Raw genomic sequence first — 26592 nt, 5'->3', positions numbered from 1 at the left:
ACCTGCTCGGGCGATCCCGTGGAAACGGGTAGACCGTAACCATGACGCTCGTCGACACCGAAGCAGCGCTCGCCGACCGCATCCTCGGCGGCTGGCTGGGCCGTATCGCGGGAAACATGCTCGGCAAACCGGTCGAACAGGGCGAGGTCTGGACCCGTGACCGTATCGACCGCTACCTCAGAAAGGCCGCTGCGCTCCCGCTGACCGACTATCTGCCCGAGCCCACGGGCGACGACGAGACCGCGCTGCGGCCCGAGTGGCGCCAGTGTGTGCGCGGCCGGATCCACGGCAGCTGCCGTGACGACGACGTCGACTACGCGATCCTCGGCCTCCATCTGCTGGAGACCCACGGCTTCGGCTTCAGCACCGAGCAGGTCGGCGACCTGTGGCTGCTGCGGCTGCCGTACCTGCAGACGTTCACCGCCGAGCGGGCCGCGTACCGCAATCTGGCCGACGGGCTCAAGCCGCCGCTGACGGCGACGTACGACAATCCCTACCAGGAGTGGATCGGGGCGCTGATCAGGGCCGACATCTACGGCTGGACCTGCCCTGGCGTGCCGCGCCGGGCCGCCTCGCTGGCCCGGCGGGACGCGGTGCTGTCGCACACCGGCAACGGCGTCTACGGGGCGATGTGGGCGGCGGCGCTGATCTCGGCGGCCTTCACGGCACCCAGCGTGCGACATGCGGTCGACCAGGCCCTGACCGTGATCCCGGCGAGCAGCCGGCTGGCCCGGACGGTGCGCCGGGTGGTCTCCCTGCACGACGCCCGGATGTCCTGGGAGGACACGCTCACCACGATCGCCGAGGAGACCGTCGGGATGGGCTGGATCCACACCGTTCCGAACGCCGCCGTTCTGACCGCCGGCCTGCTCTACGGAGACGGCGACTTCACGCGGACCATCACCCTGACGGTCCGCGGTGGCCTGGACACCGATTCCAACGGGGCGACCGCCGGTTCGGTGGCCGGCGTGTTCGGCGGGGCGGACGGCATCCCGGACCACTGGAAGGCGCCGCTGGAGGACACGGTCCGCAGTGCGGTGTTCGGCTTCGACGGGGTGCGGATCAGCGAGCTGGCGGAGCGGACTCTGCGGCTGGCCGAGCCGGTGGCCTGACCGTGGGAACCGGCCATTCGCGGCCGGTGGCGGTGCCGGACTCGTTCCTCCGCTTCAGGATCGGGGCTCATCGGGGCACAGTGTCGGCCACGACTTCCGGCCGCTCCCGGCCGTTCCGCTTGAAAGTGCTTCCATTCGGCTGATTCCGGCCACTTACTCGTCACCTGACGATGTCGATCAAACCCGACCGTACAGTGATCTGGCCATCGACTCAGTCGATCATTTTCAGTCACCCGGTCCGCGTCCCCGCGCCTGACAGAAAGCGTCTGCTTGTCATGTCTCGTCTCAGAACCGCTCTGCGTGCCGCCGCCTCCGCGACCGTCCTGTCCGCCGCCGTGCTCACCGCTCCGCAGGCCGTCGCCGTCGAACAGCCCTCGGTGCCGCTCTCCGCGAAGGCCGACGCCGAGACCGTGGCCCTCGCCCAGGCCGACCCGGCCGCCGCCGCGGCCGCGGCCAACGTCTGCGGCACCGGCTACACGCTGAAGAAGGGCATTCCGCTGCCCCTCGGCACCGACCCCGCCGAGCGCCTGGCGACCCTCTTCTCCTACGAGAACGGTGGCAAGGGCTGCGTCATCCTCGACAACAACGTCGGCAAGTCGCAGTACATGTTCGTGCAGGTCTGTAAGGTCGGCGGCACGTCCTGCGCCAAGGACCCGGGCAACTTCAGCGAGTACGCCGGTCCGGTGTACGTCTCCAGCTTCGCCTGCGCCCCGGTGACCGCCAAGATGGGCTCGACCTCCAGCAGCCTCTACATCGACTACAAGTCCGACCGCGTCTTCCCCTGCGGCTGAGCCGGCATCCGGTGGTTACCCTGCCCCAATGACCACCTCCGCTGACTTCGCCGCCTATATCGCGTCCCTGCCCCGCGTCCTCGCCGGCGCCGCCGCGCTGTTCCGGGACGGCGAGGGCAGGGTCCTGCTCGTCGAGCCCAACTACCGGGACGGCTGGACGCTGCCCGGCGGCACGATCGAGTCCGACGAAGGCGAGACCCCACGGCAGGGCGCGCGGCGCGAGACGGCCGAGGAGATCGGCCTGGACCGTGAGCTCGGCCGGCTGCTGTCGGTGGACTGGGTGCACGGCCCGGGGCGTCCGCCGCTGGTGGCGTATCTCTACGACGGCGGGGTGCTCGGCGAGGACGCCCTCAAGGCGATCCGCCTCCAGGAGGAGGAACTGCTGTCCTGGCGCCTCGTACCACGCGAGGAGCTGACCGAGTACCTCCCGGGCGCTCTCGGCCTCCGCGTCCTCACCGCCCTGGACGTCCTGGCGGACGGCTCGGGCACGGCGGAGCTGGAGAACGGCCACCGGGTCGGCTGACGGGGCGGCGGGGGCTCAGTCGCTGGGCACGTCTCTCGGATACCCCTTCGCTCCCGGTGGCTCCGGCGTCCTACCCTCGGATCATGGCCAAGCCCCTCGTCGCCCTGCTCACCGGTGCCGGTATCAGCACCGACTCCGGGATCCCGGACTACCGCGGTCCCAACGGGCTGTGGCGGCGGGATCCGGAGGCCGAGAAGCTCGTGACGTACGAGTACTACATGGGCGATCCGGAGATCCGGCGGCGGTCGTGGCAGATGCGGCGCAAGAACCGGACGCTGCGGGCCGAGCCCAATGCCGCCCACCAGGCCATCGCCGACCTGGAGCGGTCGGGGGTACCGGTGCGGGTGATCACGCAGAACGTGGACGGGCTGCACCAGCTCGCCGGGATGCCCGCCCGCAAGGTCCTCGAACTGCACGGCACGGCACGGAGCTTCCTGTGCACCGGATGCCACGTCCGCGGCCCGATGCAGGACGCGCTCGCGCGGGTCGAGGCCGGGGAGGACGATCCGCCGTGCCGGGAGTGCGGTGGTGTCCTGAAGTCGGCGACCGTGATGTTCGGCGAGCGGCTCGACCCCGTCGTCCTCGGCGAGGCGGCCGCCATCAGCAAGGCCTGCCAGGTGTTCGTCGCCGTCGGCACGACCCTCCAGGTCCAGCCCGCCGCCGGCCTCGCCGGTGTCGCCGCCGACCACGGCGCCCGTCTGATCATCGTCAACGCCGAGCCGACACCGTACGACGAGCGAGCCGACGAGATCGTACGGGAACCCATCGGCACGGCGCTCCCGGCCCTGCTGCGGCGGCTCGGTGAGGCCGGAGGAGTCTGACGGTTCGGGCCCTGACCGGGTCAGCCCGGCCCAGGACCGGTGGGCAGCCGTGACTCGAGCAGTGCCAGCCGATCGCGGATACGGTCCACGCACGCGCTCCACTGACGCGTGAATCCGGCGTGGGCCTCCCACTGGTCCCAGATCTCCTGGAAGCCGGGCGCGACCACGGCGCCGGGCATCCACAGGTGGACCAGGTCGTCGACCACCGGGCGCAGACGCATCAGGCCGATTGCGGCGCCGCGGCCTGCGCGGGGCCGGTCAGCGGCGGTCGCGACCGTGGTCAGCAGCCAGTCGTGGAAGGCCAGATCCTCACAGAGAAGGGTGATCTGGTCCGGCGATGCCCCGGCCGATGACGGAACCACGATCCGGAACGTGCGGAGCTCGTCGCCGACCAGCGTGAAAGTGCCCCCGAAGCGAGCGGAGCCGTCGTCCACGACAGCCGACCAGCGCAGCCGGGTGCGTCTCGTGCGCAACGGCGGGCGCTGGTCCAGCAGCCGGGAGCGCTGCAGCCGGGCGAGCAGCAACGCGTTTGCCGCGCCCGGCTCCAGGCTGTCGGGGCCGCACCCGGCCACGAACCGCGCCGCGAGGTCCGCGGGTGTGCCACGGCCGGTCACCTCGACCACGCCCGGCCGTTGCACATAGTGCGTCCAGGGCAGTCGGAGGCCGCTCCCGGTCTCCAGAACGGCACGTGTCGAGCACTGCAGAACACGACCGCCCACCACACGGCCCCGCGCTTGCAGGGTGCCGGTCCCCCGCAGCCGGGTGCCCGGTGCCGTCGACAGCCGGCAGTCCACGCCGTGGAGGAGGTCAGGGGAGACGGAACTGCGTACGGGCCGTTCGCAGGAGCGCACCCGTTCGCCCGCCACGACGCTCAGCAGTTCGGTGACCGCCCTCGTCGGCAGGGCCACCCGGTTCATGACCAGTCCGGTACGGATCTCGCCCACCATGATCAGGGAGCGTCTCAAGCCGTCGCGGGCCGGTCCGGTCATGCGCCGCCGCCTCGGCCGCTCGCCGAGGCGACGAAGGCGTACATGACGCGTTCGGACAGGCCCGAGGGCACGGGCACTCCCTCCCTCGCGCTGCGCTCGGCGACCTGGGCCAGCGCGTCGGCATCCGCGGCCGCATGGTCGAGGATCACCCGCACGGCGTGTTCGACCGGCAGGAAGCGGCTGCCCAGTATCGAGAAGGTCCGGTAGGCGCAGAACGGCGCCGCATCGCGTTCGAGCCTGATCAGCGGTGGCAGGGCGTCCCACTCCTCGGGGAACGCCTCCTCGGACCAGGTGTGCACGGGCAGGACCGCTTCGCCGCGGTCTCTCAGCAGTCCCAGTCTGAGCATCTGCCATACCGCGCCGAGCAGGGGGCACGCCCACCGGCGCGTATCACCGGGGCCGTCGGCCCAGAGTTCCGCATCGAGGAAGATCGAGTGGCGGCGCGCTCCGAACTCGAGCGGCGGCTCCCACGCGGAAGCGGGGGACATGGCTTGCGGCGTGCCCACGCCCGGGGATCGGGTGCCGTTCGCCAGCCAGCCGGTTTTGGTCGTGGAGGGCCGTCCCGCGTCGCCGCCCGCAGGTGGCGAGGCGACCAGCCGGGCCAGGAGCAGGGCCGCGATCTCGACGCCGTCGGCCGTGGCGCATCCCGACTCCCGCGCGATGTAGTCGACGCGCAGTCCGGCCCGGGCCGCGGCGTCGGTGACCAGGGGGATGATCTCAGCGGGTGAGGAGAAGCGGGTGAAGTAGTCGTCGATCAGGAAGCAGGTGCTGATTCGTGGCTTTCTCGGTTCCGCTGTCCGGGCGAGGGCGCGGGCGGCCGTCTCCGCCCAGGGTGCGACCTGGGTGAAGTAGGCGAGCAGCCGTTGTGGCCCGGCGGCGAAGTCCTCCATGTACAGGTGGCCGAGCTCCACTGAGAGGTGGGAGTAGGGGACCGCCTGGGTCGGTGGCTCGGCCGCTCCCTCCCGGAAGATCCAGTCGGCTGCGTGTCCCGAGGGGTCCGTTCCTCCCGCCGCTCGACCGGTCACGGCGCCTCCCGGCCCGTGCCGCGGGCCAGGGCGTCGGCGAGTTCCGTGAACGCCCGTGCCGTCTCCTGGCCGCCCGCGGGTGAGACTGCCGCGTCCTCGTGGGTGATGAGTTGCTCGCTCCATTGCAGTACGGGGTCCAGCGGCACCGTGCCCAGGGTGGCCGTGCGGTCCAGCTTCAGGCGGACCGCCAGGGCCTTCAGGTCGGCATCGCGGGCCCTCAGCCAGGTCGCGCTCCCGGCGGCCTCTCCCCCGTCCTGCGGGATTCCGGGCCCGGGGACCGCGGTGCGGACATACCGGATCCGCTCCGAGAGTGCCGCTTGGTCGTGCCCCCACAGGACTCCCGCTCGCAGGATCCCGCGGTCTCCGTGCACGAGGCCCACCGCTCCCGCGATGTGCTGACGGGTCCAGCGGTGGAAGACGAGCCACCGGGTCGGGACGTACCGCAGTTCCGGTCGCGCGGTGGTCCGCAGGGCGAGGTCGACGGCGTACGACCGGCCGGCCCTCAGGTCGACGATCGTCAGGTCGAACTCCTCCTCCAGGGCCAGCAGCAGTTCCGCACACCGTCGCGCCTCGCAGGCGCCGACGGGGAACTCGCCCCCTCCGTGGTCACCCGGTACGAGGCAGAGCCGGCCGGATTCCATCGGGGCGCCCCGCAGCTCCTCTCGCCGGGAGAGGGACCACACATCGAGGCGTGCGGGTTCACAGACGCGTCCTTGGAGGTACGAGTGCACTCCTGGGTCCGGAACATCGCGTACGACCGCATCGAGTTCGAAGACGGCTGCGGCGCCAGGTGAACCGAAGTCGAAGTCGGCGTACGCGACGTCGTCACCGGCCAGGGAACGGCGGTAGGCGATGTTGGCGCACGTGACGGAGCGGCCGGTGCCGCCCTTGTCGGAGGTCGCAAAGATGATCACCGGTCTCGGTCTCCTCTGGCGCCCCGTGGTGCCTGCTACTTGACGTACCCGTGCACGAGGATCATGCCGCTGTAGCCGTCCCTGAGGGGTTCGGGCCCGACGCCGAACCGGTGGAACTCCATCCCGTATCCCAGTCCGCACATCTCGTCCCGCAGATCACCCATGTCGATGCCGAGAGCCGGGAAATGGCGGCCTCCCACCTCGTAGCCTTTGGAGTTCTCCATGAAGGTCATGACGAACGGCGCTCCGGGCTTCAGCAGGGAGCAGAACCTTTGGAGAGCGGTGGTGAATTCCTCGCGGAATGTGGTGATCGACTCCGCGACGAAGAACATGGTTCCCAGATCCCACTGCGTGTCCGGGACGGAACCGAGGATGTCCCACTTCTGTACGGAGGTGCGCCGGTACAGGCAGTCGCGTGGCCGGTCGACCGTGCGATACGCCTCCCGCTCGGCCAGCACCCGCCAGAACCTGTCCCAGTTCTCGGAACAACAACGAAGCTGGCTCGAGAGCCACCTCCGGTTCGCCTCGGACAATTCAAGCAGGCTGATCCGGTCGCAGAACGGGAGCATCGCGAGAGCCGGATAGAGATTGGTCCCCGTCCCCACATCCACGCCTCGGGTGTCGGCGTCGAATGACTGACCGCACAGAAAGTCCCGGACGATTTCCAGGATGCGCCGGTCCTCATCATGCAGCTCGGCGTAGTTGTGTGCCAGGTAATCGTCCGAGTCGAATGCGTCCCAGTCGTACGCAGCGTTCCCTGCCATGCGTCTCCCTGGAGCGAGGTTCCTGAAAAGACCGACGTACTACCAACTCGCGTGCCCTGGTGCTAGTTTGTGGGGCTCTGCGCCACTCCCACGAGCAAAGATCAAGCCGTTGCCCATTCTTGCCGAAACGGGCGCCGGCGAAACTTTCTGATTCTGTCCGGGCTGACGAATTGATGGGCGGAAGGTCTGCTCGACGACGGCACGCGCCGTACCGGCTGGGACACGGGGGATGAGAGATGTCCAGGAGAAACGGCACGGGAACAGACGGAGACGACAGAGCGGGTGCGGCCCGGGCATGGCTCATTCTGGCGCTGGGAATCGTGACCACCGGTTTCGGTGTCTCCTTCGCCGCGGCCACCGAGGACGACGGCAAGATCTCCTTGGTCAATCAGGAGATCTCCGGTGTGCTCACCGCCGTCGGTGGCGGGATCGTCGGCGCCGTCATCAGCATCCTGGTGGCCAGAGCCTCGAACCAGGAGACCCTCCAGCGCATGACGGGCGTGCTGGAGGGTTCGCTGACGAGCACTCTCAGATCGGACAACGCGCGCCTGGCTCCGGTGCGGCACCTGTGGCACCACTACTTCGTGACCACCGTGCGCGGCAGGAGCGTCTGGCGCTACGAGCAGTACCCCTTCCACCTCAGTGCCCACGTCGGCTCCCTGGCTGTGGAGATCGACGTCGAATCGGACATGGGAATCGTCAACAAATACCTGGTGGAAGCCTTCGTGCGGCATGAGCGGCTGATCGTCGTGAGCCACAAGGCGCACGACGAGTCCAATGTCTTCGTCGAGGTCTACCCGCAGTTCGGGGGAGAGCTCTCCGAGTACTTCGGCCTTGGCTTCGTGAGGACCTGGGACTCGACGAACATCGTCACCAAGGTGGTCGTCAGCCGCCTGCCCCTGGTGTCCGGCTCGATAGGAACGCTCACCGAGCAGGACTGCGCGGAACTGGAGCAGATCTGGGAACTGGGTTTCAGACGCCAGAACGAGGTGTTACCGGACTGCGGATGAGGCGGCACGGGGGCGCGGTGTGCTCTCGAACTCCAGCAGCCGGCGCTTGCGGTCCAGGCCGCCGCCGTAGCCCGTGAGGCTGCCGTTCGCGCCGAGGACTCGGTGGCAGGGGATGATGATGCCGACGGGGTTGCGGCCGTTGGCGAGGCCGACCGCCCGGGAGGCGGTGGGGGTGCCCAGGGTGGCGGCGAGTTGGCCGTAGGAGCGGGTCTCGCCGTACGGGATGCGGCTCAGTTGCTCCCAGACGGTGCGCTGGAACGGGGTGCCCGTCAGGCGGAGTTCGACGGTGAACTCCTTGAGCTCGCCCGCGAAGTACGCCTCCAGTTGTTCCTCCGCCTCCGCGAACAGGGTGTCGTCGCGGGTGCCGAAGGTCTCCTCCGGCGGGCGGTGGCGCTGGTCGGTCATGTAGAGGCCGCACAGGACTCCGTCGTCGGCGACGAGGGTGAGGGGGCCATAGGGGCTGTCGGTCACGGTGTGGTGCTTCATCGAACGTCCTTGTGGTCCTTATACCGGGAGGAAGTTGATCGGGTGGCTGTCCGTCGCCCAGAGGTACTGGACGGCGTAGGCCCGCCAGGGGCGCCAGGCGGCCGCGCGTGCGGTGAGCGCCGCGGGCGTGGACGGCAGGCCGAGTTCCTGTGCGGCGCGGCGGATGCCGAGGTCGGTGGGGAGGAAGGCGTCCGGGTCGCCGAGTGCCCGCATGGCGATGACGTCGGCCGTCCAGGGGCCGAAGCCGGGCAGGGCGAGGAGCTGGGCGCGGCTGCGCGGCCAGTCGCTCTCCACTCCCAGGTGGAGTTCGCCCTCGGCGAGTTGCCGGACCAGGGTGGTGAAGGTGGTGCGGCGGCTGCGCGGCATCGCCAGTGACTGGGGGTCCAGCGCCGCGAGGGCCTCGGGTGCCGGGAAGAGGTGGGTGAGGCCGCCCTCGGGGTCGTCGACCGGTTCGCCGTGCGCGGTGACCAGGCGGGCGGCGTGGGTGCGGGCGGCGGCGGTGGAGACCTGCTGGCCGAGCACGGCCCGGACGGCGAACTCGGCCTCGTCCACCGTGCGCGGGACACGCCGTCCGGGTGCCTTGTCGACCAGCGGCGCGAGGACCGGGTCGTCGCGCAGCTGGTCGTCGATCGCGACCGGGTCGGCGTCCAGATCGAGCAGGCGGCGGCAGCGGCTGATGGCGACGGTCAGATCGCGCAGGTCGCTGAGGGTGAGGCGGCAGGCGATGTGGTCGGGGGCGGGGGTGAGGGCGACGATGCCGTGGCCGTACGGGAGGCGCAGGGTGCGGCGGTAGGAGCCGTCGCGCCACTCCTCCACCCCGGGTACGGCCGTCGCGGCGAGGTGGCCGAAGAGGTTGTCGGGGTTGAGCGGGGTCCGGAACGGCAGCCGCAGGGCGAGCGCGCCGGGTGTGCTCGCGCCCTGCCGCTTCGGGGCGCGGGTGCGCAGCTCGCTCGGGGACAGGGCGAAGACCTCGCGGACGGTGTCGTTGAAGGTGCGGATCGAGGCGAAGCCGGCGGCGAAGGCGAGCCGCGCCATCGGCAGGGTCGTCGTCTCGATGAGCAGCCGGGCCGTCTGGGCGCGCTGAGCCCGGGCGAGCGCGAGAGGGCCCGCGCCCAGTTCGGCGAGCAGCTGCCGCTCGACCTGCCGGGCACTGTAGCCGAGCCGGCCGGCGAGGCCCGGCACGCCCTCGCGGTCCACGACGCCGTCGGCGATCAGGCGCATGGCGCGGGCCACCAGGTCGGCGCGCTGGTTCCACTCCGGGGAGCCGGGGCTGGTGTCGGGCCGGCAGCGCTTGCAGGCCCGGAACCCGGCCTGCTGGCAGGCCGCCGCGCTCGGGTGGAAGACCATGTTCTCGGGCTTGGGCGGTACGACCGGACAGCTGGGACGGCAGTAGATGCGGGTGGTCAGGACGGCCGTGAAGAACCAGCCGTCGAAGCGCGCGTCCTTGGACCGGACGGCGCGTACGCAACGCTCGGTGTCGGTGTGCATCCCCATCTGCATACGTCCAGCATCGGTCACCGCGAGCGGGCGGGTCTGGCGAGAATCCGACATCGACCTGCCCGGACTGGGACAGATGAAGATTCATTCATGTGTTCGTGTGTGCCCGGTACGATGACGTCATGGGTCATGGAGCCGTCACCACCGCGCAGGACGCCGGCGAGCGCGTACGTCTGGACGCGGACAACGTCGCGAAGGTGGCCACCACGCTCCAGGCCCTGTCCACGCCCTCCCGCCTGCTGATCCTCGCGCGGCTGCGGGAAGGTCCGCTGCCCGCCACGGAGTTGGCGGCGGAGGTGGGCATGGAGCAGTCGGCCTGCTCGCACCAGCTGCGGCTGCTGCGCAATCTGGGTCTGGTGGTGGGCGAGCGACAGGGCCGTTCGGTCGTGTACGCGCTGCACGACCACCATGTCGCCGAGCTGCTCGACCAGGCCGTGTACCACGTGGAGCATCTGCGGCTGGGGATCAGCGACACCGCCGACTGAGGCGGCGCCGCTGTCCCACCGTTCGTGCTATTCGGTCGCCGTGTGCCGGCGTGAGGCCTCCATCGCCTCACTCACCCGCGTCAGCGGACGCAGCCGGTAGGTGAACGCGTAGTCGCGGTTCGCGAGCAGCTTGAACTCGTCGTGCGTGTGCGCGCCCCAGCTGTTGTCGCCGCCCACGCCCATCTGGCGGTGGTTGATCCGCAGGACCACCGCGTCGCGCGGGGTGAGCTGGTAGTCGTGACGGGCGCCGACCGACAGGTCCTCCGGGGTGAAGCGCGAGGCGTTGATCTCCAGCAGCGGCTCGGCGGAGACGAGCAGTCCGCGTCCGCCGCCGTCCGTCAGCGCGGCCCAGCGGACATCGGTCTTGTTGCCGTTCTCCTGGGGGCGCAGATAGGAGGTCCACTGCCCGGAGACGGTGCCGGAGTACAGGCCCACGTCGGTGCTGTTGTTGCGGTCCCACATGTTCTCCTCGGGGCCGCGTCCGTAGTAGTGCAGCCGGTCAAGACGGCGCGGCAGGAACAGCAGGGTGCCGACCTCGGGGATGTACGGGAGGTTCGAGGCGCCCGGGTGCAGGGTGGTGTCGACCTTGATCTCGCCGTTGCCGAAGACCGTGTACGTGGTGGAGTACGTGGACTCCGTGCCGGTGGGCAGCGTGCCGGTGACCGTGACCTCGACGGCCCGGTCGCCCAGGGGCCGCACCCGTACGTCCGTCACCTTCCGTTTCGCCCCGGCGTCGCGCCACACCTGGTTGCGGGTGTGGTGGCCGTTGCCCCGGTCGTTGTCGGTGGGCGCCCGCCAGAAGTTCGGGACGGGGCCTGAGGTGATCAGAGACGTGCCGGCCGCCTCGTACGAGGTGATGGTGCCGGTGCTCTTGTCGAAGGTGACCGAGAAGTTCCTGCCCTTGACCGAGAGGGTCTTGTCCCCGTCCGTGTGGCGCAGGGCCGGCACGCTGGTGATCGGCGCAGGATTCACCGCAGGACTGCCCGCGTCGAGGGCCAGTTGCTGCTTGGCCACCTCGAAGCCGGCCTTGGCCCACTTGGTGCGTTCCCTGGTGGTGAAGGAGAGCTGGAGGAAGTACTCCGTGCCAGGCTCGGGCTTGGCCGGCAGCCGTACCGGCAGCTTGATGTCCTTGCCGGTCAGCGGCGCCACATCGAGCTGTTCGCGGGTCAGCCGGCCGCGCTGGACGACCTCGCCGTCGGCGACGAGGGACCAACGCCCGTCGAACTCACGGAGGTTGGTGAACAGGTACTCGTTGGTGAGCTTGACGGCGCCGGGGCCGCCCGAGGCCGGGGCGGCGTTGATCGCCTGGTAGATCTGCTTGACCTCGGCGGACTTGCCCGTGAGACCTCGGTCGGCGGTGATGATGCCGTCGCCGGCGAAGGCTCCGTCGTTGGGGTTGTCGCCCCAGTCGCCGCCGTAGGCGTAGAAGGTCTTGTCGCGCGGGCGCTTCTCGGTGAGTCCGGCGGTGGCGGCGTCGAACCAGAACCGTACGCCCTCGTCACCGGGCTTCCGGCTGTCCGAGGCCAGCTCCGTCGCGCTCAGCGGGCGGGCGTACACGCGAGCGCGCCGGATGGTGCCGCTGAACTCCCGGGTCGGGTTGTCGACGTCGGTGGCGAGCGCCAGCGACGCCGTGTTGTCGCTGGGGCGCCGGGTGGTGGTCCGGGTACCGCGGACCTGGCCGTCGACGTACAGGGTGAGCGTCCCCGCCTCCGCGTCGAAGACACCGGCGACGTGATGCTCCTTGCCCGTCCAGTCGTCGGGCAGCGCCCAGCTCGCGGTGACCCACTGGCCGCCGCCGTGGATGAAGAACTCCAGCGTCCTGTCGGACTGTTTGAGGGCGTACTGGGTGTCGCCCTTGGCGATGATGGGCTGGTGGTAGCCGGTCACATGCGGGGTGATCCAGGCCTCCAGCGTGAGGGAGCCGGTGAGGTCGAGGCGGGCGTCGCGGGGGAAGACGGTGCCTCCGGAGACGCCCTTGGCGCGGTCGAAGGTGCCGGCGGGCGCGATGATCTCGCCGCGCAGCGCGCCCGGGCCGGACTCGGTGAGCAGCTTGCGGGTGGGGGTGGGCCAGCGCAGGGCCTGGTCGACGAAGTCCCAGATCCAGCCGCCCTGGAGGACGTCGTGGCGGCGGACGATGTCCCAGTACTTCTTGAAGTTGCCGTTGGAGTTCCCCATGCCGTGGGAGTACTCGATCATCACGTACGGCCGTTTGTCGCTCGTGTCCTTGGCACGGGCCTCGACGCGCTGCGGGCTGTCGTACATCTCGGAGCGGATGTCGCTGATGCCCGGGCGGTCGTCGCCCTCGTACTGGATGACGCGGGTGGGGTCGTAGCCGCGGATCCAGTCGTACATGGCGTTGAAGGTGGTGCCGCCGCCCGCCTCGTTGCCGAGGGACCAGATGACCACCGAGGCGTGGTTCTTGTCGCGGTGGACCATGTTCTGGGCGCGGACCACGCACGCCTCGGTCCACTCGGGGTGGCCGCTGCCGGGGAACTTGTCGCGGATGCCGTGGGTCTCCAGGTTGGTCTCGTCCACGAGGTACAGGCCGTACTCGTCGGCGAGCTCCAGCCACAGCGGGCTGTTGGGGTAGTGCGAGGTGCGGACGCTGTTGATGTTGAGGCGCTTGATGATCTCGATGTCCTCGATCATCTGGGCCCTGGTGAGCGCCGAGCCGGTGACGGGGTGCATCTCGTGCCGGTTGGTGCCGCGGAAGGACACGGGCTTGCCGTTGATGCGCATCAGGCCGTCCTTGAGCGCGAACTCGCGGAAGCCGACCCGGTGCGAGAGGGTCTCGACCACCTTGCCGGCCGGGTCGCGCAGTCGCAGCACCGCGGTGTAGAGGTCCGGGTGCTCTGCCGACCAGAGTTTCGGCGAGGGGACGGCTCTGGACGCCTCGGTAGTGGCCTCGTCGCCGGCCGGGACGTCGACGGGCTGCTGGAGCGGCCGGGACCAGACGGCGTGGCCGCGGGCGTCGTAGAGCTGGGTCTCGACGGTGTAGCGGCCCGCGCCCTCGCCGCCGTAGTCGCGGACGTGCGCGGTGACCTTGAGGTCGGCGGAGGTGTGGTCGTCGCCGAGCGGGGTGTCCAGTTTGAAGTCGCGCAGGTGCACGGAGGGCGTGGAGTACAGGTGGACCGAGCGGAAGATGCCGCTCAGCCTGATCATGTCCTGGTCCTCGAGCCACTCGGCGTCGGAGTAGCGGTACACCTCGACGGCGATCTGGTTGGTGCCCGGCTTGAGGTGGCGGGTGATGTCGTACTCGGCGGGGGTGTAGGAGTCCTCGTGGTAGCCGGCCAGCTCGCCGTTGATCCACACGTAGTGGGCGGACTTGACGCCCTCGAAGTGCAGGAAGGTGCGCCGGCCCGACCAGTTCCCCGGCACGGTGAACGTACGGCGGTACTGGCCGACGGGGTTGTAGCGAGTCGGGGCGGCCGGCGGCTGGGCGTCCTCGCCGCCGCCGTTGGGGCCCCACCAGGGGTAGGTGATGTTGACGTAGATCGGGAAGTCGTAGCCCTGCAACTGCCAGGCCGAGGGCACGGGGATGGTGTCCCAGCCGGAGTCGTCGACGTCGGTGCGGTAGAAGTCGGTGTCCCGGTCGTCGGGCCGGTCGGCGTAGGCGAACTTCCACTTGCCGTCGAGGCTCTGCCGGTACGGCGAGCGTGTGCGGTCGGCGTCCAGTGCCTGCCCGAGGTCCGCGTACGGCATGAGCGTGGTGTGCGGTGGCTCGGTACCCACCCGGTACACGGCCAGTCCGTCGTTCCACTCCGGAGGGCCGTCCGCCGCCGGGCGCCGGCCGGCCGCGTGCGCTGCGGTGGGCGACGCCGAGAGGGCGAGCGCGCCGAGCACGGCGGCGCCCCCTTCGAGCAGACGGCGGCGGCTGACTACGGGCCGGGCGGGAGACGGGAGCGGGTGCGGGTGCGGCATGACCGTGGCCTTCCTCGGTTCGACAGATGCGGTGCTGCACGGACTGAGGGCACGTCAGCCACGATCCTCAACTGCACACCCTCGGTGGGTGTTTCTGTTGGGATGCGTGTCAACTGACGGTGACGGAGCAACTGCTGAGCAGGCACACCCTAGGACTCGCACACAATCGAAGCAATGACCGCGTCGGACTTTGTGCGGTCCTGATGGTTCAGGCCCCGAGGAAGCCCAGCAGCGCGCTCGTCAGCCGGGCGGGCGCGTCCAGGGGCACGAGGTGGCCGGCCTCCGGGACGGGCACCAGCCGGGCGCCGGGGATCAGGTTGGCCAGTTCCTGGCCCTTGGCGAAGGGGATCCAGGTGTCCTCGGTGCCCCAGCACACGGTGACAGGAAGGTCGATCGTGGGGTACAGCGGCTGGATGTCGTCGGTGTAGCGCTGGTCGGCCTGCGCGATCTGGCGGTAGAAGGCGGCCTGACCCCGCTCCCCCGTCCACGGCCGGACCAGCGCGTCGAGCGCGGCGGGACACAGGCCGAGATGGCTCGCGGACGTCACGTACTCCCGCACCAGGGCCTCGTGCAGCGGCGCGGGCAGCTGCTCGAAGACGTGGCTGTGCCCGGCGACCAGCCGGAAGAAGGGGGATCCCCAGGGTTCCAGGGCCACCGGGTCGACCAGCGCGAGCCTGCGGTAGCGGGCCCCGTGCAGCAGATGGGCGCGCAGGGCCACACAGCCGCCGAAGTCGTGCGCGACGACGGACGGCTCCCGAAGGTCCCAGTGCGCCAGCAGCTCGGTGAAGACCTCGCCCTGGGCACCCAGCGAGACGTCCTGCTCCGGGTACATGCCGGACGTGCCGTAGCCCGCCATGTCCCACACGTGCACCCGGTGCCCGGCGGCCGCGAGAGCGGGGGCGATCTCGTGCCACACGTACGACGAGAAGGGCGTCCCGTGCAGCAGCACGACCGGCTCGCCGCCGGGATCGCCGAGCCGGTCCCAGCGGACGGTGCCCGACGCCGTGTCCAGACTCTCCCGCAACGACCAGTCACCCAAGACGGCACTTCCTCTCAGCGGATCGAACCTTGTACCGACCCTCGATTTTTTGTCATTTCGGCGCGACAGTGTCGCTCCACCGACCGTACTGTGACCTCATCGGACAGCCTGCGCAACGGATCTTGGCCGGACCTTTTGCCGCGCCGGAAGGAGCGGCTCGCATGAACGGGTATGCGACCTCGGATCGCGACGCCGTCACGGCCGCGCCCGGCGGTCTGCTGGACCTGCTGAAGGTCGCGGCCGTGGTCCTGGACTCGGGCGGGCACATCGCCCTGTGGAGCCCCGAGATCGAGCAGTTGCTCGGCTACACCCCGGCGGAGGCCCTGCGCCAGCGCGCCGACACGCTCCTGGTCGCGCCCGAGAACCGGCCCCGGGGCAGGGAGCTGTTCGCCCAGGTCAGCTCGGGTGCCCGCTGGGCCGGTGTCTTCCCGCTGCGGCACAAGGACGGCACGGACCGGGCCGTGGAGTTCCGCACGATGCGTCTCCTCGACCCCGACGGGCAGCCCCATCTGCTGGGCCTCGCCACGGACGCGACGACCGTACGGATCGTGGAGCGGGACCTCGCCCTCTCGCACAGCCTCGTCAACCAGACCCCGCTCGGCATCGCCGTCTTCGACAACGACCTGCGCTGGGTCGGGGTCAATCCCGCGCTGGAGCGGATGAACGGCGTGCCCGAGGAGGCCGTGCTGGGGCGCCGGGTCGGCGAGGTGCTGCCGGACCTCGACGTGGCGGCCATCGAGGCCCGGATGCGGCACGTCCTGGAGACCGGCAGACCCCTGCTCGACCAGCAGACCATCGGCCGTACGGCGGCGGACGTCCAGGACCGCGCGTACTCGGAGTCGTACCACCGCATCGAGGACACCGACGGGCGGGTGCTGGGCCTCGCGATGGCCGTTCTGGACGTCACCGAGCGCCAGCAGGCCGCGGCCGAGGTCGCCCAGGCCCGCCGGCATCTGTCGGTGATCGCCGACGCCGGGGTGCGGATCGGCACCACGCTCGACCTCCAGCAGACCGCCCGGGAACTGGCCGACGTGGTGGTGTCGCAGCTCGCGGACCTGGCCGCCGTGGACGTGCTGGAGTCCGTCGTGGCCCACGGCACCATCGCGCCGGTGTCGGGCGGCGCCCCCGCCGAGTTCAGAGCGCTGGCCGTCGCCGCCGGCTACCCCACCGACGCCATCCACGCCGCCGACCCGGTCGGCGAGCTCGCCACCTACGGTTCGTCACGGATCATCACGCAGTGCGTCCGCAGTGCCCGTCCCGTCCTGGTGGAGCGCGTGGACGCGAAGATGATGCGGCGCATCGCCCGGGACGGGCGGGCCGCGCAGACCCTGCGCGAGGCCGGCGCGCACTCCTACATGGCGGTGCCGCTGATGGCCCGCGGCAAGGTGCTCGGCACGCTCACCCTGTACCGCACGGTCGACGAACGCCCCTTCGACGACCGGGACCGGGTGCTCGCCTCGGAGCTCGCCGCGCGCGCCGCCATCTGCATCGACAACGCCCGCCTCTACGGACGCGAGCGCGGCACCGCCCTCACCCTCCAGCGCAGCCTGCTTCCCGCCGCGCCCGCCGAGCAGGAGGGGCTCGACATCGCCGCCCGCTACCGTCCGGCCCTCAGCGAGGTCGGCGGCGACTGGTACGACGTGCTGCCGCTGGGCCCGGGGCGCACCGCGCTCGTCGTCGGGGACGTCATGGGCAAGGGCGTCCAGGCCGCGGCGATCATGGGGCAGCTGAGCACGGCGACGCGGGCGCTGGCCCGGCTGGACCTGCCGCCCGCCGAGCTGCTGCGGCACCTCGACGACATCGCCGGCTCGCTCGGCGACGCGATCGCCACCTGCGTGTACGCCGTGTGCGACCTGGGACGCGGCACCTGCGCCCTGTCCAGCGCGGGGCACCTGCCGCCCGTGCTCGCCGGGGCGGACGGCAGCGCGAAGCTCGTCGACGTGCCCGGCGGTGTACCGCTCGGGGTGGGGGGCGTGGAGTTCGGCACCGTGGAGGTGGAGCTTCCCCCGGGCTCGCTGCTCGCCCTGTACACGGACGGACTGGTCGAGAACCGCGGGGAGCCGATCGACACCGGGCTCAGCACGCTGACCCACCTCCTGCGGAACGCGGGCCCGAACCTGCAACGGACCAGCGACAGCCTCCTCAGCGCGCTGAGCCCGGAGCCCGACGACGACGTGGCGCTGCTGCTGGTCCGCACGCGCGTCTGAGCACTCGCGGCGGCAACTGTTAGCATATTTGTGTGAGTTACGTTCTCTACCTCTGATCCGGGCCTCCGGCTCCGCCCTCGCACGCCGTGTCGAACACGGGCCGAGGCGCCGGGAGCCGCGACGTCTCCCACGGCCCGCCCTGTGCTGGGCCCGGCCGTCCGTCGGATCCGATGGCCCGCTCGCATCCCCGCTCCAACCGGGGGTGAAGTGTGCCTCCTCACGGAGGAAGAGAACGTGACCAACCTTGTTCTGCCTGCCCGCGACCGGGCCCAGCTGACCTGCGCCTCCATCCGCGTCGACCGCGGTGGCCGCACCGTGCTGCACGACGTCGACATGAAGGTCTCCCCCAGGTCGCGCTGGGGCGTCGTCGGCGAGAACGGCCGCGGCAAGTCGACCCTGCTGCACGTGCTGGCCGGGCTCCTGGCCCCGGACGAGGGGACCGTGCACCGCGTGGGCACCCTCGCCCTGGCCGAGCAGGAGATGCCGGCCGGGGACGAGCGCACGGTCGGCGACTTCATCGACGACCACCTGGCCGACGCCCGCGCGGCCCTGCGGGAACTGGACGCCGCGGCGGACGCGCTCGCGGCGGAACGTCCCGGGGCCGAACAGGCCTACGCCGACGCCCTGGAGGTGGCGCAGGCGCTGGACGCCTGGGACGCCGACCGGCGGGTGGACGTCGCCCTGGACGGACTCGGTGCGGTGAGCGACCGGGCCCGTGCGCTGGCCACGCTGTCGGTCGGCCAGCGCTACCGGATCCGGCTGGCCTGTCTGCTGGGTGCCGAGTACGACTTCCTGCTCCTGGACGAGCCCACCAACCACCTGGACCTGGCGGGGCTCGAGTACCTCACCGCCAGGCTGCGCGCCCATGCCGGCGGCGTCGTGCTGGTCAGCCACGACCGGGCGCTCCTCGCTGACGTGGCCACCACGATCCTCGATCTCGACCCCACCCGCGACGGCCGGCCGGGCGTGTACGGCGGCGGCTACACCGGCTATCGCGAGGGACGGGAGGCCGAACTGGTCCGCTGGGAGGAGGAGTACGAGCAGCAGCGGACCGAACACGTCCGTCTGAAGCAGGCCCTGTCCGAGGCACAGAACCGGCTGAGCACCGGCTGGCGCCCGGACAAGGGCACCGGCAAGCACCAGCGCGCCACCCGGGCCGGTGCGCTGGTGCGTTCCGTCCACCGGCGCCAGGACGATCTGGACCGGCACAAGGTGACCGCGCCGGTGCCGCCCCAGCGTCTCTCGCTGCCCGAGCTGCCCGCCCGGCCGGGTGTCGTCCTGCTGCGGGTGGAGGAGGTGACGGTCGGCGGGCGGCTGCACGACTCGACCAGCCTGTCGGTGGCGTCCGGCGACCGGCTGGCCGTCACCGGCCCGAACGGGGCGGGCAAGTCCACGCTGCTGTCCGTCCTGGCCGGGCGGCTGGCCCCCGGCTCGGGCCGGGTGCACCGGGCGCGCAAGGTGCGGCTGCGGCTGCTCGGGCAGGAGTCGCCGCGGGCGACACACCGGCGGGCGCGTGACCTCTACGAGGCGCACACCGCCGAACTCGTCACGGCCGGCGTGCTGAAGGAGGGCGAGGTGGTGGGGCTCGGCTCACTGGGCCTGCTCACCTCACGCGACACCGACAAGCCGGTGGCCGAGCTGTCGATGGGTCAGCAGCGGCGTCTCGACCTGGCCCTGGCCCTGGCCGCCCGACCGCACGTCCTGCTGCTGGACGAGCCCACCAACCATCTGTCCATCGCCCTGGTCGACGAACTCACCGAAGCGCTGCACACCACGGAGGCGGCCGTGGTCCTGGCCACACACGACCGCCAGTTGCGGCGTGACATCGCCACGTGGCCGCGCGTCGCGCTGTCGCAGCGGCGGTCGGCGGAGACGGGGGTGGGCACGACGACACGCTGACGGCCGCGCCCGGACCGGCACGGCCTGGGGCTCCGGGCGGGCTCAGCCGCCTGCCCGGAGCACCGGGAGGGATCTCACGGATTGCTCGGGGTCTCTTCGAACGGCTCCCAGGCGTCGTCCTTCTTCACCGTGCACAGGGCCCAGATGATGAACCCGGAGATGGCGATCATCACGACCGACCAGACCGGGTAGGCCGGCAGGGAGAGGAAGTTGGCGATGATGATGAGTCCGGCGATGCCCACGCCGGCGACGCGTGCCCACGTCGACGCCTGGAACAGCCCCATGCTGACGAGCACGGCGACCGCGCCCAGGACCAGGTGGATCCAGCCCCAGCTCGTGAGGTCGAACGCGAAGACGTAGTTGGGGGTCGAGAGGAACACCTCGTCCTCGGCGATCGCCGCGATGCCACGCATGATGCCCAGGATCCCACCGATCATGAGCATGACGGCGGCGAAGACCATCAGACCGACGGCCCATTCGCGTTTCGCCGTCGAGCGCGCGTGCGTAGGGTGTGTGGCGGTCATCCTGCTGCCTCGTTTCTGTCGGGGGCTAGGGTTCCGACGGGCCGGAGCCGCTCAGGACCAGCTCTTTCGCCCTGCGGAACTCGTCGTCCGTGATGTCGCCGCGGGCGCGGATCTCGGACAGCCTGGCGAGTTCGTCGACGCTGCTCCCCCGTCCTTCGCCGCCCTTGGCGGTCTCCCTTATGTAGCTGTCGAAGGCCTCCTGCTGCGCGCGGGCCTGGGACACTTCCCGGCGGCCCATGTTCTTGCCGCGTGCGACGACGTAGACGAACACGCCGAGGAACGGCAGGACGATGCAGAACACCAGCCAGCCGGTCTTGGCCCAACCGCTCAGATCGTCGTCACGGAAGATGTCGAAGACGACCCGGAAGAGCAGCACGAACCACATGATCCACAGGAAGAACCACAGCATCGCCCAGAAGGCGCTCAGCAACGGAAAGTCGTAGGCCAGGTAAGTCTGCGCACTCATGTCGGTCCTCCGTCCCGGGCGCACGTCGCCCGGCAAGCCGTTCCGTGCCGTTCTCAGCGTGCCCATGTCCGGCACGGGGCCGCCTCACCCGGGACGGGTGAGCGTGCCGGACACCGGCCGGACCGGTCCGGCCGGCAGCGGCAGCGCGGCTGCGGCCGTCGCGCGCCCCGCCGGCCGCAGGGTCACCCGCGCCGGGTGATCCGTTCCCGGCGCCGTGGCGGTGAGGTGGAGAGGGCACCCGACCGGACCGAGAGAGACCGAGATGAACGATCCAGCCACCGCCCGGACCGAGTCCGCCCGGCCCCGGCAGGAGCGGGAGCCGCGAGAGGGACCGAGGCAGCACGCGAAATCCGCCGTCCTGGTGCGCGCGGCGCTCATCGCGACCGGGCTCGTCACCGTCTACTACGTGCTGCCCCTGGACGGCCGCAGCACCGGCACCGGCACCTCTGTGCTGCTCGCCTGCGGCCTGCTGCTGGTCGTCCTGGTCTTCTGGTGGGAGGTGCAGGCCATCGCCCACTCGCCGTTCCCCCGGCTGAAGGCCGTCGAGGCCCTGGCCGCCACACTCGTCCTGTTCCTCCTGCTCTTCGCGGGCACCTACTTCCTGCTGGAGCACTCCAACCCGGGTTCCTTCAGCGAGCCGCTGACCAAGACGGACTCCCTGTACTTCACACTCACCACGTTCACCACCGTCGGGTACGGCGACATCACCGCCCGTTCCCAGACGGGGCGGGTCCTGACGATGCTTCAGATGGTCGGCGGGCTGCTGCTGGTGGGCGTGGCGGCACGGATCCTCGCCGGCGCGGTGCAGGCCGGTCTGCGCAGGCGGGGCCACGATCCGGCGGAGGACTTCTCCTCACGGCGGGAGGGCTGAACCATGACCGTATCGAGCCCCACCACTACGTTCCTGTCCCCGGCGGAGCGGGCGGAGTCGGGCCGGGGCGTGCGGCGGCGGGTGCCGCGCTCGTCCCACGGCCGGTTCGAGGCGGGGCCGGAGCGGCCCGACCCGGTCGAGGTGGTGGAGCGCCAGTCGGCCACCCGGGTACAGGAGTTGGTGCCGGTCCGCTACGGCCGCATGCTCGAGTCCCCGTTCCGCTTCTACCGGGGCGCCGCGGCGATCATGGCCGGCGATCTCGGGGCGGCCGCGGACACCGGGCTGTGGGTGCAGCTGTGCGGGGACGCCCATCTGCTGAACTTCCGGTTGCTGGCCTCGCCGGAGCGCCATCTGGTGTTCGACATCAACGACTTCGACGAGACCCTGGCCGGGCCGTTCGAGTGGGACGTCAAGCGGCTGGCGGCCAGTTTCGCCATCGCGGGCCGGGCCAACGGCTTCGACACCGCGGAGCAGAACGGCGCGGTGGAGACATGCGTGCGCGCCTACCGGCAGCGGATGCGGGAGTTCGCCGGCATGCGCAACCTGGACATCTGGTACGCGCAGGACGACGCCGACCACATGCGGGAGCTGATGGCCGCGTCGATGACCAAGGAGGCCAGGCGCCGCACCGCCGAGGCCACGGCGAAGGCCCGCACCCGCACCGGCCTCCAGGCCTTCGCGAAGCTCACCGGGACCACGGACGAGGGGCGGCGGATCACACCGGACCCACCGCTGATCACCCCGCTGCGGGATCTGGTCTCCGACTCCTCGCCCGACCAGGAGAAGGAGCTGCTCACCGTCCTGGAGGGGTACGCGGGCAGTCTGTCGTCCGAGCGCAGGCACCTGTTGCGCCGCTACCGCCTGGTGGACATCGCCCGCAAGGTGGTGGGGGTCGGCAGTGTCGGCACCCGCTGCTGGATCGTGCTGCTGCTCGGCCGGGACGACGACGATCCCCTGCTCCTCCAGGCCAAGGAGGCACAGCATTCGGTGCTCGCCGCCCACACCGGCGGGGACAGCTACGACAACCAGGGCCGCCGCGTGGTGGCGGGACAGCGGCTGATCCAGACGACCAGTGACATCCTCCTGGGCTGGACGCACGCCCTCGGCCTCGACGGACACGAGCGGGACTTCTACGTACGCCAGCTGCGGGACTGGAAGGGCATCGCGCGTGCGGACACCATGGACCCGGCCATGCTCCGCCTGTTCGCGCGGCTGTGCGGGGCGAGCCTGGCGCGGGCCCACGCCCGCTCGGGCGACGCCGTCGCCATCGCGGCGTACCTGGGCGGCAGCGACCGGTTCGACCGCGCGCTCGCCGTCTTCGCCCAGTCGTACGCCGATCAGAACGAGCGCGATTTCGCGGCGCTGGGCGCGGCCGCACGCTCCGGGAGGATTCCCACGGCGGTCCTGTGACCCCCGCCCCGGCATCTGCTGAGCCCCGCCCGCCCGGCATCGGCTGAGCCCGCCCGGCACCGGCTGACCCCCGCCCGGCACCGGCCCGCTCACTCCGGCAGCTGGCGCATCTCCACGACCCGGAGGCCCAGCGACTGGAAGCGGCTGAGCAGCCCGTAGAGATGGGCCTCGTCGATGACGGAGCCGAACAGGACCGTCTGACCGGACATCACCACGTGATCCAGCTCCGGGAAGACCTTGGCCAGCGTCTCCGACATATGTCCGTCGACGCGGATCTCGTAGCGCATGAGCTGCTCTCCCGCGGGCGGCGTGGGGCGGGCCGTGCACGCCCTTCCCTTGCGATGGTCCGCCCCGGCACGCCGTCCGCCCTCACCCGGCGCAGGTGAACCTGTGCCCGTCCTCACCCGCTCCTCATTCCTTCAGGACGATCTTGAGAAGGATGATCAGCAGACCGAGCAGCAGGTTCACCGCGGCGGAGACGGCCATCTGCCTCCGGGACGCGCCGGCCCGGGCCGCGGCGGCCATCGACCAGCCGACCTGCCCCGCCACCGCCACGGAGAGCGCCAGCCACAGGGTGCCCGGCATGTCCAGGGGCAGCAGCGCGCTGATCGCCACGGCGGCGGCAGACGGAACGGCGGCCTCCAGGATCGGCCACTCCTCGCGGCACACCTGCAGCACGGCCCGGCGTCCCACGGCCCCCTGCGCCAGGCGCGCGCCGAACAGCTGCGCGTGCACGTGCGCGAGCCAGAACACCGCACCGGTCATCAGCAGCAGCACCACGAGTTCCACCCGTGGCAGCGAACCCAGGGTTCCGACGCCGATCACCACGGAGGCGGCGAGCATGGAGCCGTAGATGCCGCCGGTGTAGTCGGCCCGGGACCGCCGCTCGGCGCCGCTTGCCCGCCGCGCGGCTCCACCGGCCGTGGTCGGGGTCCCTCTCACAGGAGCCGCCGTTCGCGCGCCCGGCGGACGGCGTCGCCGCGCCGGGTGACGGCGAGCTTGCGGTAGATGCTCTTGAGGTGGGTCTTCACGGTGTTCACGGACACGTGGAGGTCGGCGGCGATCTCCTCCGTCGACATCATCTCGGCCACGCGCCGCAGCACGTCACGCTCGCGGGCGCTCAGCTCCTCGACGGCGAGCTCCGGGGGCCCGTCCGGTGCGGCGGGCCCGGGGGCGCGGTACCGGCCGGGGCCCGGCAGAAGCCAGCCGGATGCCAGTTCCCGCGGCCGGCCGGTGCTCAGCAGCGGACGGATCCAGGGGCCGGCTTCGAGGAACGGGCGACGCAGCTGCTCGCGCCGGCCGTCCAGGAGGGCCCGGGCGACCAGGCGACGGGCGGTCGTGGGGTCCCCGGTGTCGAGGGCGGCCCGGGCGCGTACCAGCGTGGCGCGGACGGTGACGGCCGGGCCCGGCCGGTCGTTCTCCGGCAGGCTGTCGAGCAGGTCGAGCGCGCCTTCGGGGTGGCCCGCCGCGAGCCGGACACGGGCCGCCTCGACCGCGCACGCGCTGTGGTGGTGCGCCACCCTCTCCACGGCCTGCCGGGCGGGCTCGGGATGTCCCTGGGCCAGGTGGGCGGCGGAGGCGAGCAGGGCGGCGTGGTCCTCCGCCCAGGGTGAGCTCACGGCCGCCGGGACGGTCGCGTCCGCCGCCGCCAGCGCGGCCCGGGCGTCCCCTCGGGCCAGGAGCAGCCGCCCCCGGGTGAGGGTGCGTCCGGCCTCCACCACGGGGTCCTCGACGAGCGAGTGGGAGACGGCCGCTTCGTCGAGGAACGCCTGCGCCTCGTCGAGTTCGTCGCGGTCGATGGCCACGGCGGCCAGGACCAGCGGGGCGATGCCGGACCGGGAGCGCCGCGGGAGGCTGTAGCGCTCCGCCTGGCCGGCCGCCGCAAGGGCCTTGTGCTCCGCCGGGCCGGGCCGGCCGTTGAGGTAATCGATCAGTGCCAGGTGGCCGAGGGCCTCCCACCGGGGCAGGGCCGTGGCCGCTCCGTCCGGGGATCCGGCCACCGCCGACAGGGCGGTCCGGGCGTCGTCGAAGCGCCCGGCCCACAGGCGGGCCGAGCCCAGATGGGTGAGCAGGAGGGCGGTGAGTTCCGGGTGCTCGTCGAGGAGCTGCCCGGGGACCTCCCGCTGGAGGAGCCTCGCCTGCTCGGCGGCGCGCTCCGCTCGGTCCGGGGAGCCGGTCAGCCGGGCCGCCAGGGCTTCCAGGAGGGCGCAGGTGAGCCGCACCGGTGCGGCACCGGCTCCGTCCTGGCCCAGTTCCTCCTCGGCCCGGCGCAGATGGGCCAGCCCGTGTTCGAGATCGCGCCGGCCCAGCTCGCGGGCGGCGCGCACGAGGTCGGGCGCCGGGCCGGTGACCTCGGGGCTCATCCCCGCGAACAGGGCGGACAGCTCCTCGCAGCGCAGCCCGGTGAAGAGCTGCCCGATCGCGAGATCGTCGACCAGGATGCCGGCGGTGAACTCCCAGTCGTCCGCCGCGGCCCCCTGGACGAGCGCGTCGGGCAGGGCTCCGGATCGCCGCAGCCACTGCGCGGCCCGGCCACGCAGCTCCGGCTCCAGGCCGGGGAAGCGCTCCCTCAGGTGGGCTCGGAGGATCTCCGCGAACAGGGGGTGCAGGCTGTACCAGGAGTGTCCGAGGTAGTGGACGAACGCGTTCTCGCGCTGCAGCGCGGCCAGGATCGGCTCCGCGTCGGTGCGCAGCGTCAGCGCGTTCACCAGGTCGGGGCAGCAGCGGTCCAGGACGCTGACGCGCAGCAGCAGGTCCTGGGTGCCGGGTGTCTGCCGGTCGAGCACCTCGGCCAGCAGGAAGTCGGCGACCGCGCTGTGGTCGGCTTCGAACTGCTTCAGGTAGGCGTGGGGGTCCGTGCCCTGCCGGGCGGCCAGGGCGCACAGCCGGAGTCCCGCGGCCCAGCCCTGGGTCCGCTCCACCAGGGCCCGCACGGCGCCGGCCCGCAGGTGCAGCCCGTGCCGCGACAGCAGGTCATGGGCCTCCTCGGAGGTGAAGGCCAGCTCGGCGTTCCGGATCTCCGTGATCTCGCCCGACGCCCGGTAGCGGTGCAGCGGCAGCAGGGGTTCCGTGCGGGAGACGAGGACCAGGCGCATCCCTCGTCCGGCGTGGTGCAGGACGAACTGCAACTGCCGCGCGATCTCGGGGGAGGTCACCCGGTCGAACTCGTCGAGTACGACGACGGTGGTGTGGTCCCGGCGCTCCAGGTCGGCGGCCAGGCGGGTCAGTGTCCGCTGGTCGACATGGGCCGCCTCCGCCGGGCAGCCGACATCGCCCCTCACCGGTACACCCGCGGCGCGCAGTGCCTCCAGCAGATAGGCCCAGAAGATCCCGGGGGCCAGGTCGGCGGTGTCGGCCGTGAGCCAGGCGACCGGTTCCTCGAGGCCGGCGGCCCAGTCGGCGACCAGGAGGGTCTTGCCGGCGCCGGCGGCCCCGTTGACCATCGTCAGGGGTGTGCCGAGAGCCTGGTCGAGGTGCCGGACCAGGCGGGCGCGGCGTACGAACGTGGCGGGCCGCTTCGGCAGGGCGAACCGGGTGCGCAGCAGCGGATCGCCCGTGGGGTCGACGCCCGCGGACGCCGGTTCCGCACCGGTCTCCTCGGTCACGGCCATGGAGCCCACCCTGTTCGCCGTCCGACGGATCACAAGCAGCGCTCGTACCACCCAGGATCTCAAGCTTCACCCCCCGGGGGGGGGGGGGGGGGGGGGGGGGGGGGGGGGGGGGCGGCGGGGGGGGGGGCCCCTCGCCTGAGCCCGTGGTGGCAGAGGCAGAAGGAGAGGCAGAACCTGCGGGTGCGGGTGCGGGTGCGGCTGTGGTTGCGGTTGCTGACGGGCCGGCT

Annotated in this window: 23 protein-coding genes; 10 read left to right on the top strand and 13 right to left on the bottom strand. The window is 71.5% G+C overall.

Annotated elements, in window-relative coordinates:
* Positions 1-41 precede the first annotated feature (41 nt).
* The 4 genes from ACIBK5_RS04885 to ACIBK5_RS04870 all read left to right on the top strand — a co-directional run bounded on the left by ACIBK5_RS04885 (position 42) and on the right by ACIBK5_RS04870 (position 3247).
* Positions 42-1112 carry an ADP-ribosylglycohydrolase family protein gene (locus tag ACIBK5_RS04885; protein WP_399016319.1) on the top strand — a complete coding sequence of 357 codons (1071 nt, stop codon included), beginning with the start codon at positions 42-44 and terminating at the stop codon, positions 1110-1112.
* 275 nt (positions 1113-1387) lie between these two features.
* Entirely contained in the window at positions 1388-1903 is a 516-nt protein-coding gene (locus tag ACIBK5_RS04880; protein ID WP_399016317.1) for a hypothetical protein, read from the top strand.
* A gap of 28 nt (positions 1904-1931) precedes the next feature.
* Positions 1932-2426 (top strand): NUDIX domain-containing protein, encoded by a 495-nt coding sequence (locus ACIBK5_RS04875; RefSeq protein ID WP_399016315.1) that lies wholly within the window; start codon positions 1932-1934, stop codon positions 2424-2426.
* Between the two features lie 83 nt (positions 2427-2509).
* Positions 2510-3247 (top strand): SIR2 family NAD-dependent protein deacylase, encoded by a 738-nt coding sequence (locus tag ACIBK5_RS04870; protein WP_399016314.1) that lies wholly within the window; start codon positions 2510-2512, stop codon positions 3245-3247.
* A 20-nt stretch (positions 3248-3267) separates the two neighbouring features.
* On the opposite strand, the gene ACIBK5_RS04865 is transcribed toward ACIBK5_RS04870, so the two are convergent.
* Genes ACIBK5_RS04865 through ACIBK5_RS04850 form a run of 4 tightly spaced genes read right to left on the bottom strand, consistent with a single transcriptional unit; the run spans position 3268 to position 6939 of the window.
* The gene (locus ACIBK5_RS04865) at positions 3268-4236 is read right to left on the bottom strand and encodes an SCO2521 family protein (RefSeq protein WP_399016312.1); all 969 of its coding nucleotides are present in this window, start codon (positions 4234-4236) and stop codon (positions 3268-3270) included.
* Positions 4233-5261: an SCO2522 family protein gene (locus tag ACIBK5_RS04860; protein ID WP_399016310.1), complete on the bottom strand. Its 1029-nt coding sequence runs from the start codon at positions 5259-5261 to the stop codon at positions 4233-4235. The genes ACIBK5_RS04865 and ACIBK5_RS04860 overlap by 4 nt, the downstream gene beginning before the upstream one ends.
* Complete coding sequence (locus ACIBK5_RS04855) at positions 5258-6175, bottom strand: SCO2523 family variant P-loop protein (protein WP_399016309.1); 918 nt, start codon at positions 6173-6175, stop codon at positions 5258-5260. Before ACIBK5_RS04855 ends, ACIBK5_RS04860 begins: the two co-directional genes overlap by 4 nt.
* Before the next feature lie 35 nt (positions 6176-6210).
* On the bottom strand, positions 6211-6939 hold the full coding sequence (locus tag ACIBK5_RS04850; RefSeq protein WP_399016307.1) for an SCO2525 family SAM-dependent methyltransferase: 729 nt from the start codon (positions 6937-6939) through the stop codon (positions 6211-6213).
* A gap of 320 nt (positions 6940-7259) precedes the next feature.
* Between ACIBK5_RS04850 and ACIBK5_RS04845 the strand changes: the two genes are divergently transcribed.
* On the top strand, positions 7260-7949 hold the full coding sequence (locus ACIBK5_RS04845) for a hypothetical protein (RefSeq protein WP_399016305.1): 690 nt from the start codon (positions 7260-7262) through the stop codon (positions 7947-7949).
* On the opposite strand, the gene ACIBK5_RS04840 is transcribed toward ACIBK5_RS04845, so the two are convergent.
* The gene (locus tag ACIBK5_RS04840) at positions 7932-8435 is read right to left on the bottom strand and encodes a methylated-DNA--[protein]-cysteine S-methyltransferase (RefSeq protein WP_399016304.1); all 504 of its coding nucleotides are present in this window, start codon (positions 8433-8435) and stop codon (positions 7932-7934) included. The two genes, ACIBK5_RS04845 and ACIBK5_RS04840, sit on opposite strands and share 18 nt — an antisense overlap.
* Positions 8436-8453: 18 nt before the next feature.
* The gene (locus ACIBK5_RS04835; protein WP_399016302.1) at positions 8454-9923 is read right to left on the bottom strand and encodes an AlkA N-terminal domain-containing protein; all 1470 of its coding nucleotides are present in this window, start codon (positions 9921-9923) and stop codon (positions 8454-8456) included.
* 131 nt (positions 9924-10054) lie between these two features.
* On the opposite strand from ACIBK5_RS04835, the gene ACIBK5_RS04830 reads away from it, so the two are divergent.
* Positions 10055-10417 (top strand): metalloregulator ArsR/SmtB family transcription factor, encoded by a 363-nt coding sequence (locus tag ACIBK5_RS04830; protein WP_189726259.1) that lies wholly within the window; start codon positions 10055-10057, stop codon positions 10415-10417.
* Between the two features lie 27 nt (positions 10418-10444).
* Here the strand turns inward: ACIBK5_RS04830 and ACIBK5_RS04825 are convergent, their stop codons facing one another.
* On the bottom strand, positions 10445-14338 hold the full coding sequence (locus ACIBK5_RS04825) for a glycoside hydrolase family 2 TIM barrel-domain containing protein (protein ID WP_399016299.1): 3894 nt from the start codon (positions 14336-14338) through the stop codon (positions 10445-10447).
* 208 nt (positions 14339-14546) lie between these two features.
* Positions 14547-15377, bottom strand: coding sequence for an alpha/beta fold hydrolase (locus tag ACIBK5_RS04820; protein ID WP_399016297.1), 831 nt, complete (start codon positions 15375-15377; stop codon positions 14547-14549).
* 161 nt (positions 15378-15538) lie between these two features.
* On the opposite strand from ACIBK5_RS04820, the gene ACIBK5_RS04815 reads away from it, so the two are divergent.
* Together ACIBK5_RS04815 and ACIBK5_RS04810 are read left to right on the top strand one after the other, a co-directional pair.
* A complete protein-coding gene (locus ACIBK5_RS04815) occupies positions 15539-17584 on the top strand; it encodes a SpoIIE family protein phosphatase (RefSeq protein ID WP_399016295.1) in 2046 nt (681 codons plus the stop codon).
* Between the two features lie 234 nt (positions 17585-17818).
* Positions 17819-19483 carry an ATP-binding cassette domain-containing protein gene (locus ACIBK5_RS04810; RefSeq protein ID WP_399016292.1) on the top strand — a complete coding sequence of 555 codons (1665 nt, stop codon included), beginning with the start codon at positions 17819-17821 and terminating at the stop codon, positions 19481-19483.
* A gap of 74 nt (positions 19484-19557) precedes the next feature.
* Here ACIBK5_RS04810 and ACIBK5_RS04805 read toward each other — a convergent pair whose 3' ends face one another.
* On the bottom strand, positions 19558-20007 hold the full coding sequence (locus ACIBK5_RS04805; RefSeq protein WP_399016290.1) for a hypothetical protein: 450 nt from the start codon (positions 20005-20007) through the stop codon (positions 19558-19560).
* A gap of 25 nt (positions 20008-20032) precedes the next feature.
* The gene (locus ACIBK5_RS04800) at positions 20033-20473 is read right to left on the bottom strand and encodes an SHOCT domain-containing protein (protein ID WP_399016288.1); all 441 of its coding nucleotides are present in this window, start codon (positions 20471-20473) and stop codon (positions 20033-20035) included.
* Positions 20474-20735: 262 nt separating this feature from the next.
* Here ACIBK5_RS04800 and ACIBK5_RS04795 point away from each other — a divergent pair, with 262 nt between their 5' ends.
* Both ACIBK5_RS04795 and ACIBK5_RS04790 read left to right on the top strand, forming a co-directional pair.
* On the top strand, positions 20736-21344 hold the full coding sequence (locus tag ACIBK5_RS04795; RefSeq protein ID WP_399016285.1) for a potassium channel family protein: 609 nt from the start codon (positions 20736-20738) through the stop codon (positions 21342-21344).
* Between the two features lie 3 nt (positions 21345-21347).
* Positions 21348-22754 carry a DUF2252 domain-containing protein gene (locus ACIBK5_RS04790; protein ID WP_399016282.1) on the top strand — a complete coding sequence of 469 codons (1407 nt, stop codon included), beginning with the start codon at positions 21348-21350 and terminating at the stop codon, positions 22752-22754.
* An 89-nt stretch (positions 22755-22843) separates the two neighbouring features.
* Here the strand turns inward: ACIBK5_RS04790 and ACIBK5_RS04785 are convergent, their stop codons facing one another.
* The 3 genes from ACIBK5_RS04785 to ACIBK5_RS04775 all read right to left on the bottom strand — a co-directional run bounded on the left by ACIBK5_RS04785 (position 22844) and on the right by ACIBK5_RS04775 (position 26365).
* The gene (locus ACIBK5_RS04785) at positions 22844-23041 is read right to left on the bottom strand and encodes a hypothetical protein (protein ID WP_399016279.1); all 198 of its coding nucleotides are present in this window, start codon (positions 23039-23041) and stop codon (positions 22844-22846) included.
* A 124-nt stretch (positions 23042-23165) separates the two neighbouring features.
* Positions 23166-23696 carry a hypothetical protein gene (locus ACIBK5_RS04780; protein WP_399016277.1) on the bottom strand — a complete coding sequence of 177 codons (531 nt, stop codon included), beginning with the start codon at positions 23694-23696 and terminating at the stop codon, positions 23166-23168.
* Entirely contained in the window at positions 23693-26365 is a 2673-nt protein-coding gene (locus ACIBK5_RS04775) for a LuxR C-terminal-related transcriptional regulator (RefSeq protein ID WP_399016275.1), read from the bottom strand. Before ACIBK5_RS04775 ends, ACIBK5_RS04780 begins: the two co-directional genes overlap by 4 nt.
* Positions 26366-26592 lie beyond the last annotated feature (227 nt).

This window comes from Streptomyces sp. NPDC050546 (assembly GCF_044457425.1).
Taxonomy (GTDB): domain Bacteria; phylum Actinomycetota; class Actinomycetes; order Streptomycetales; family Streptomycetaceae; genus Streptomyces.
This window is presented reverse-complemented; position numbering and strand designations above follow the sequence as displayed.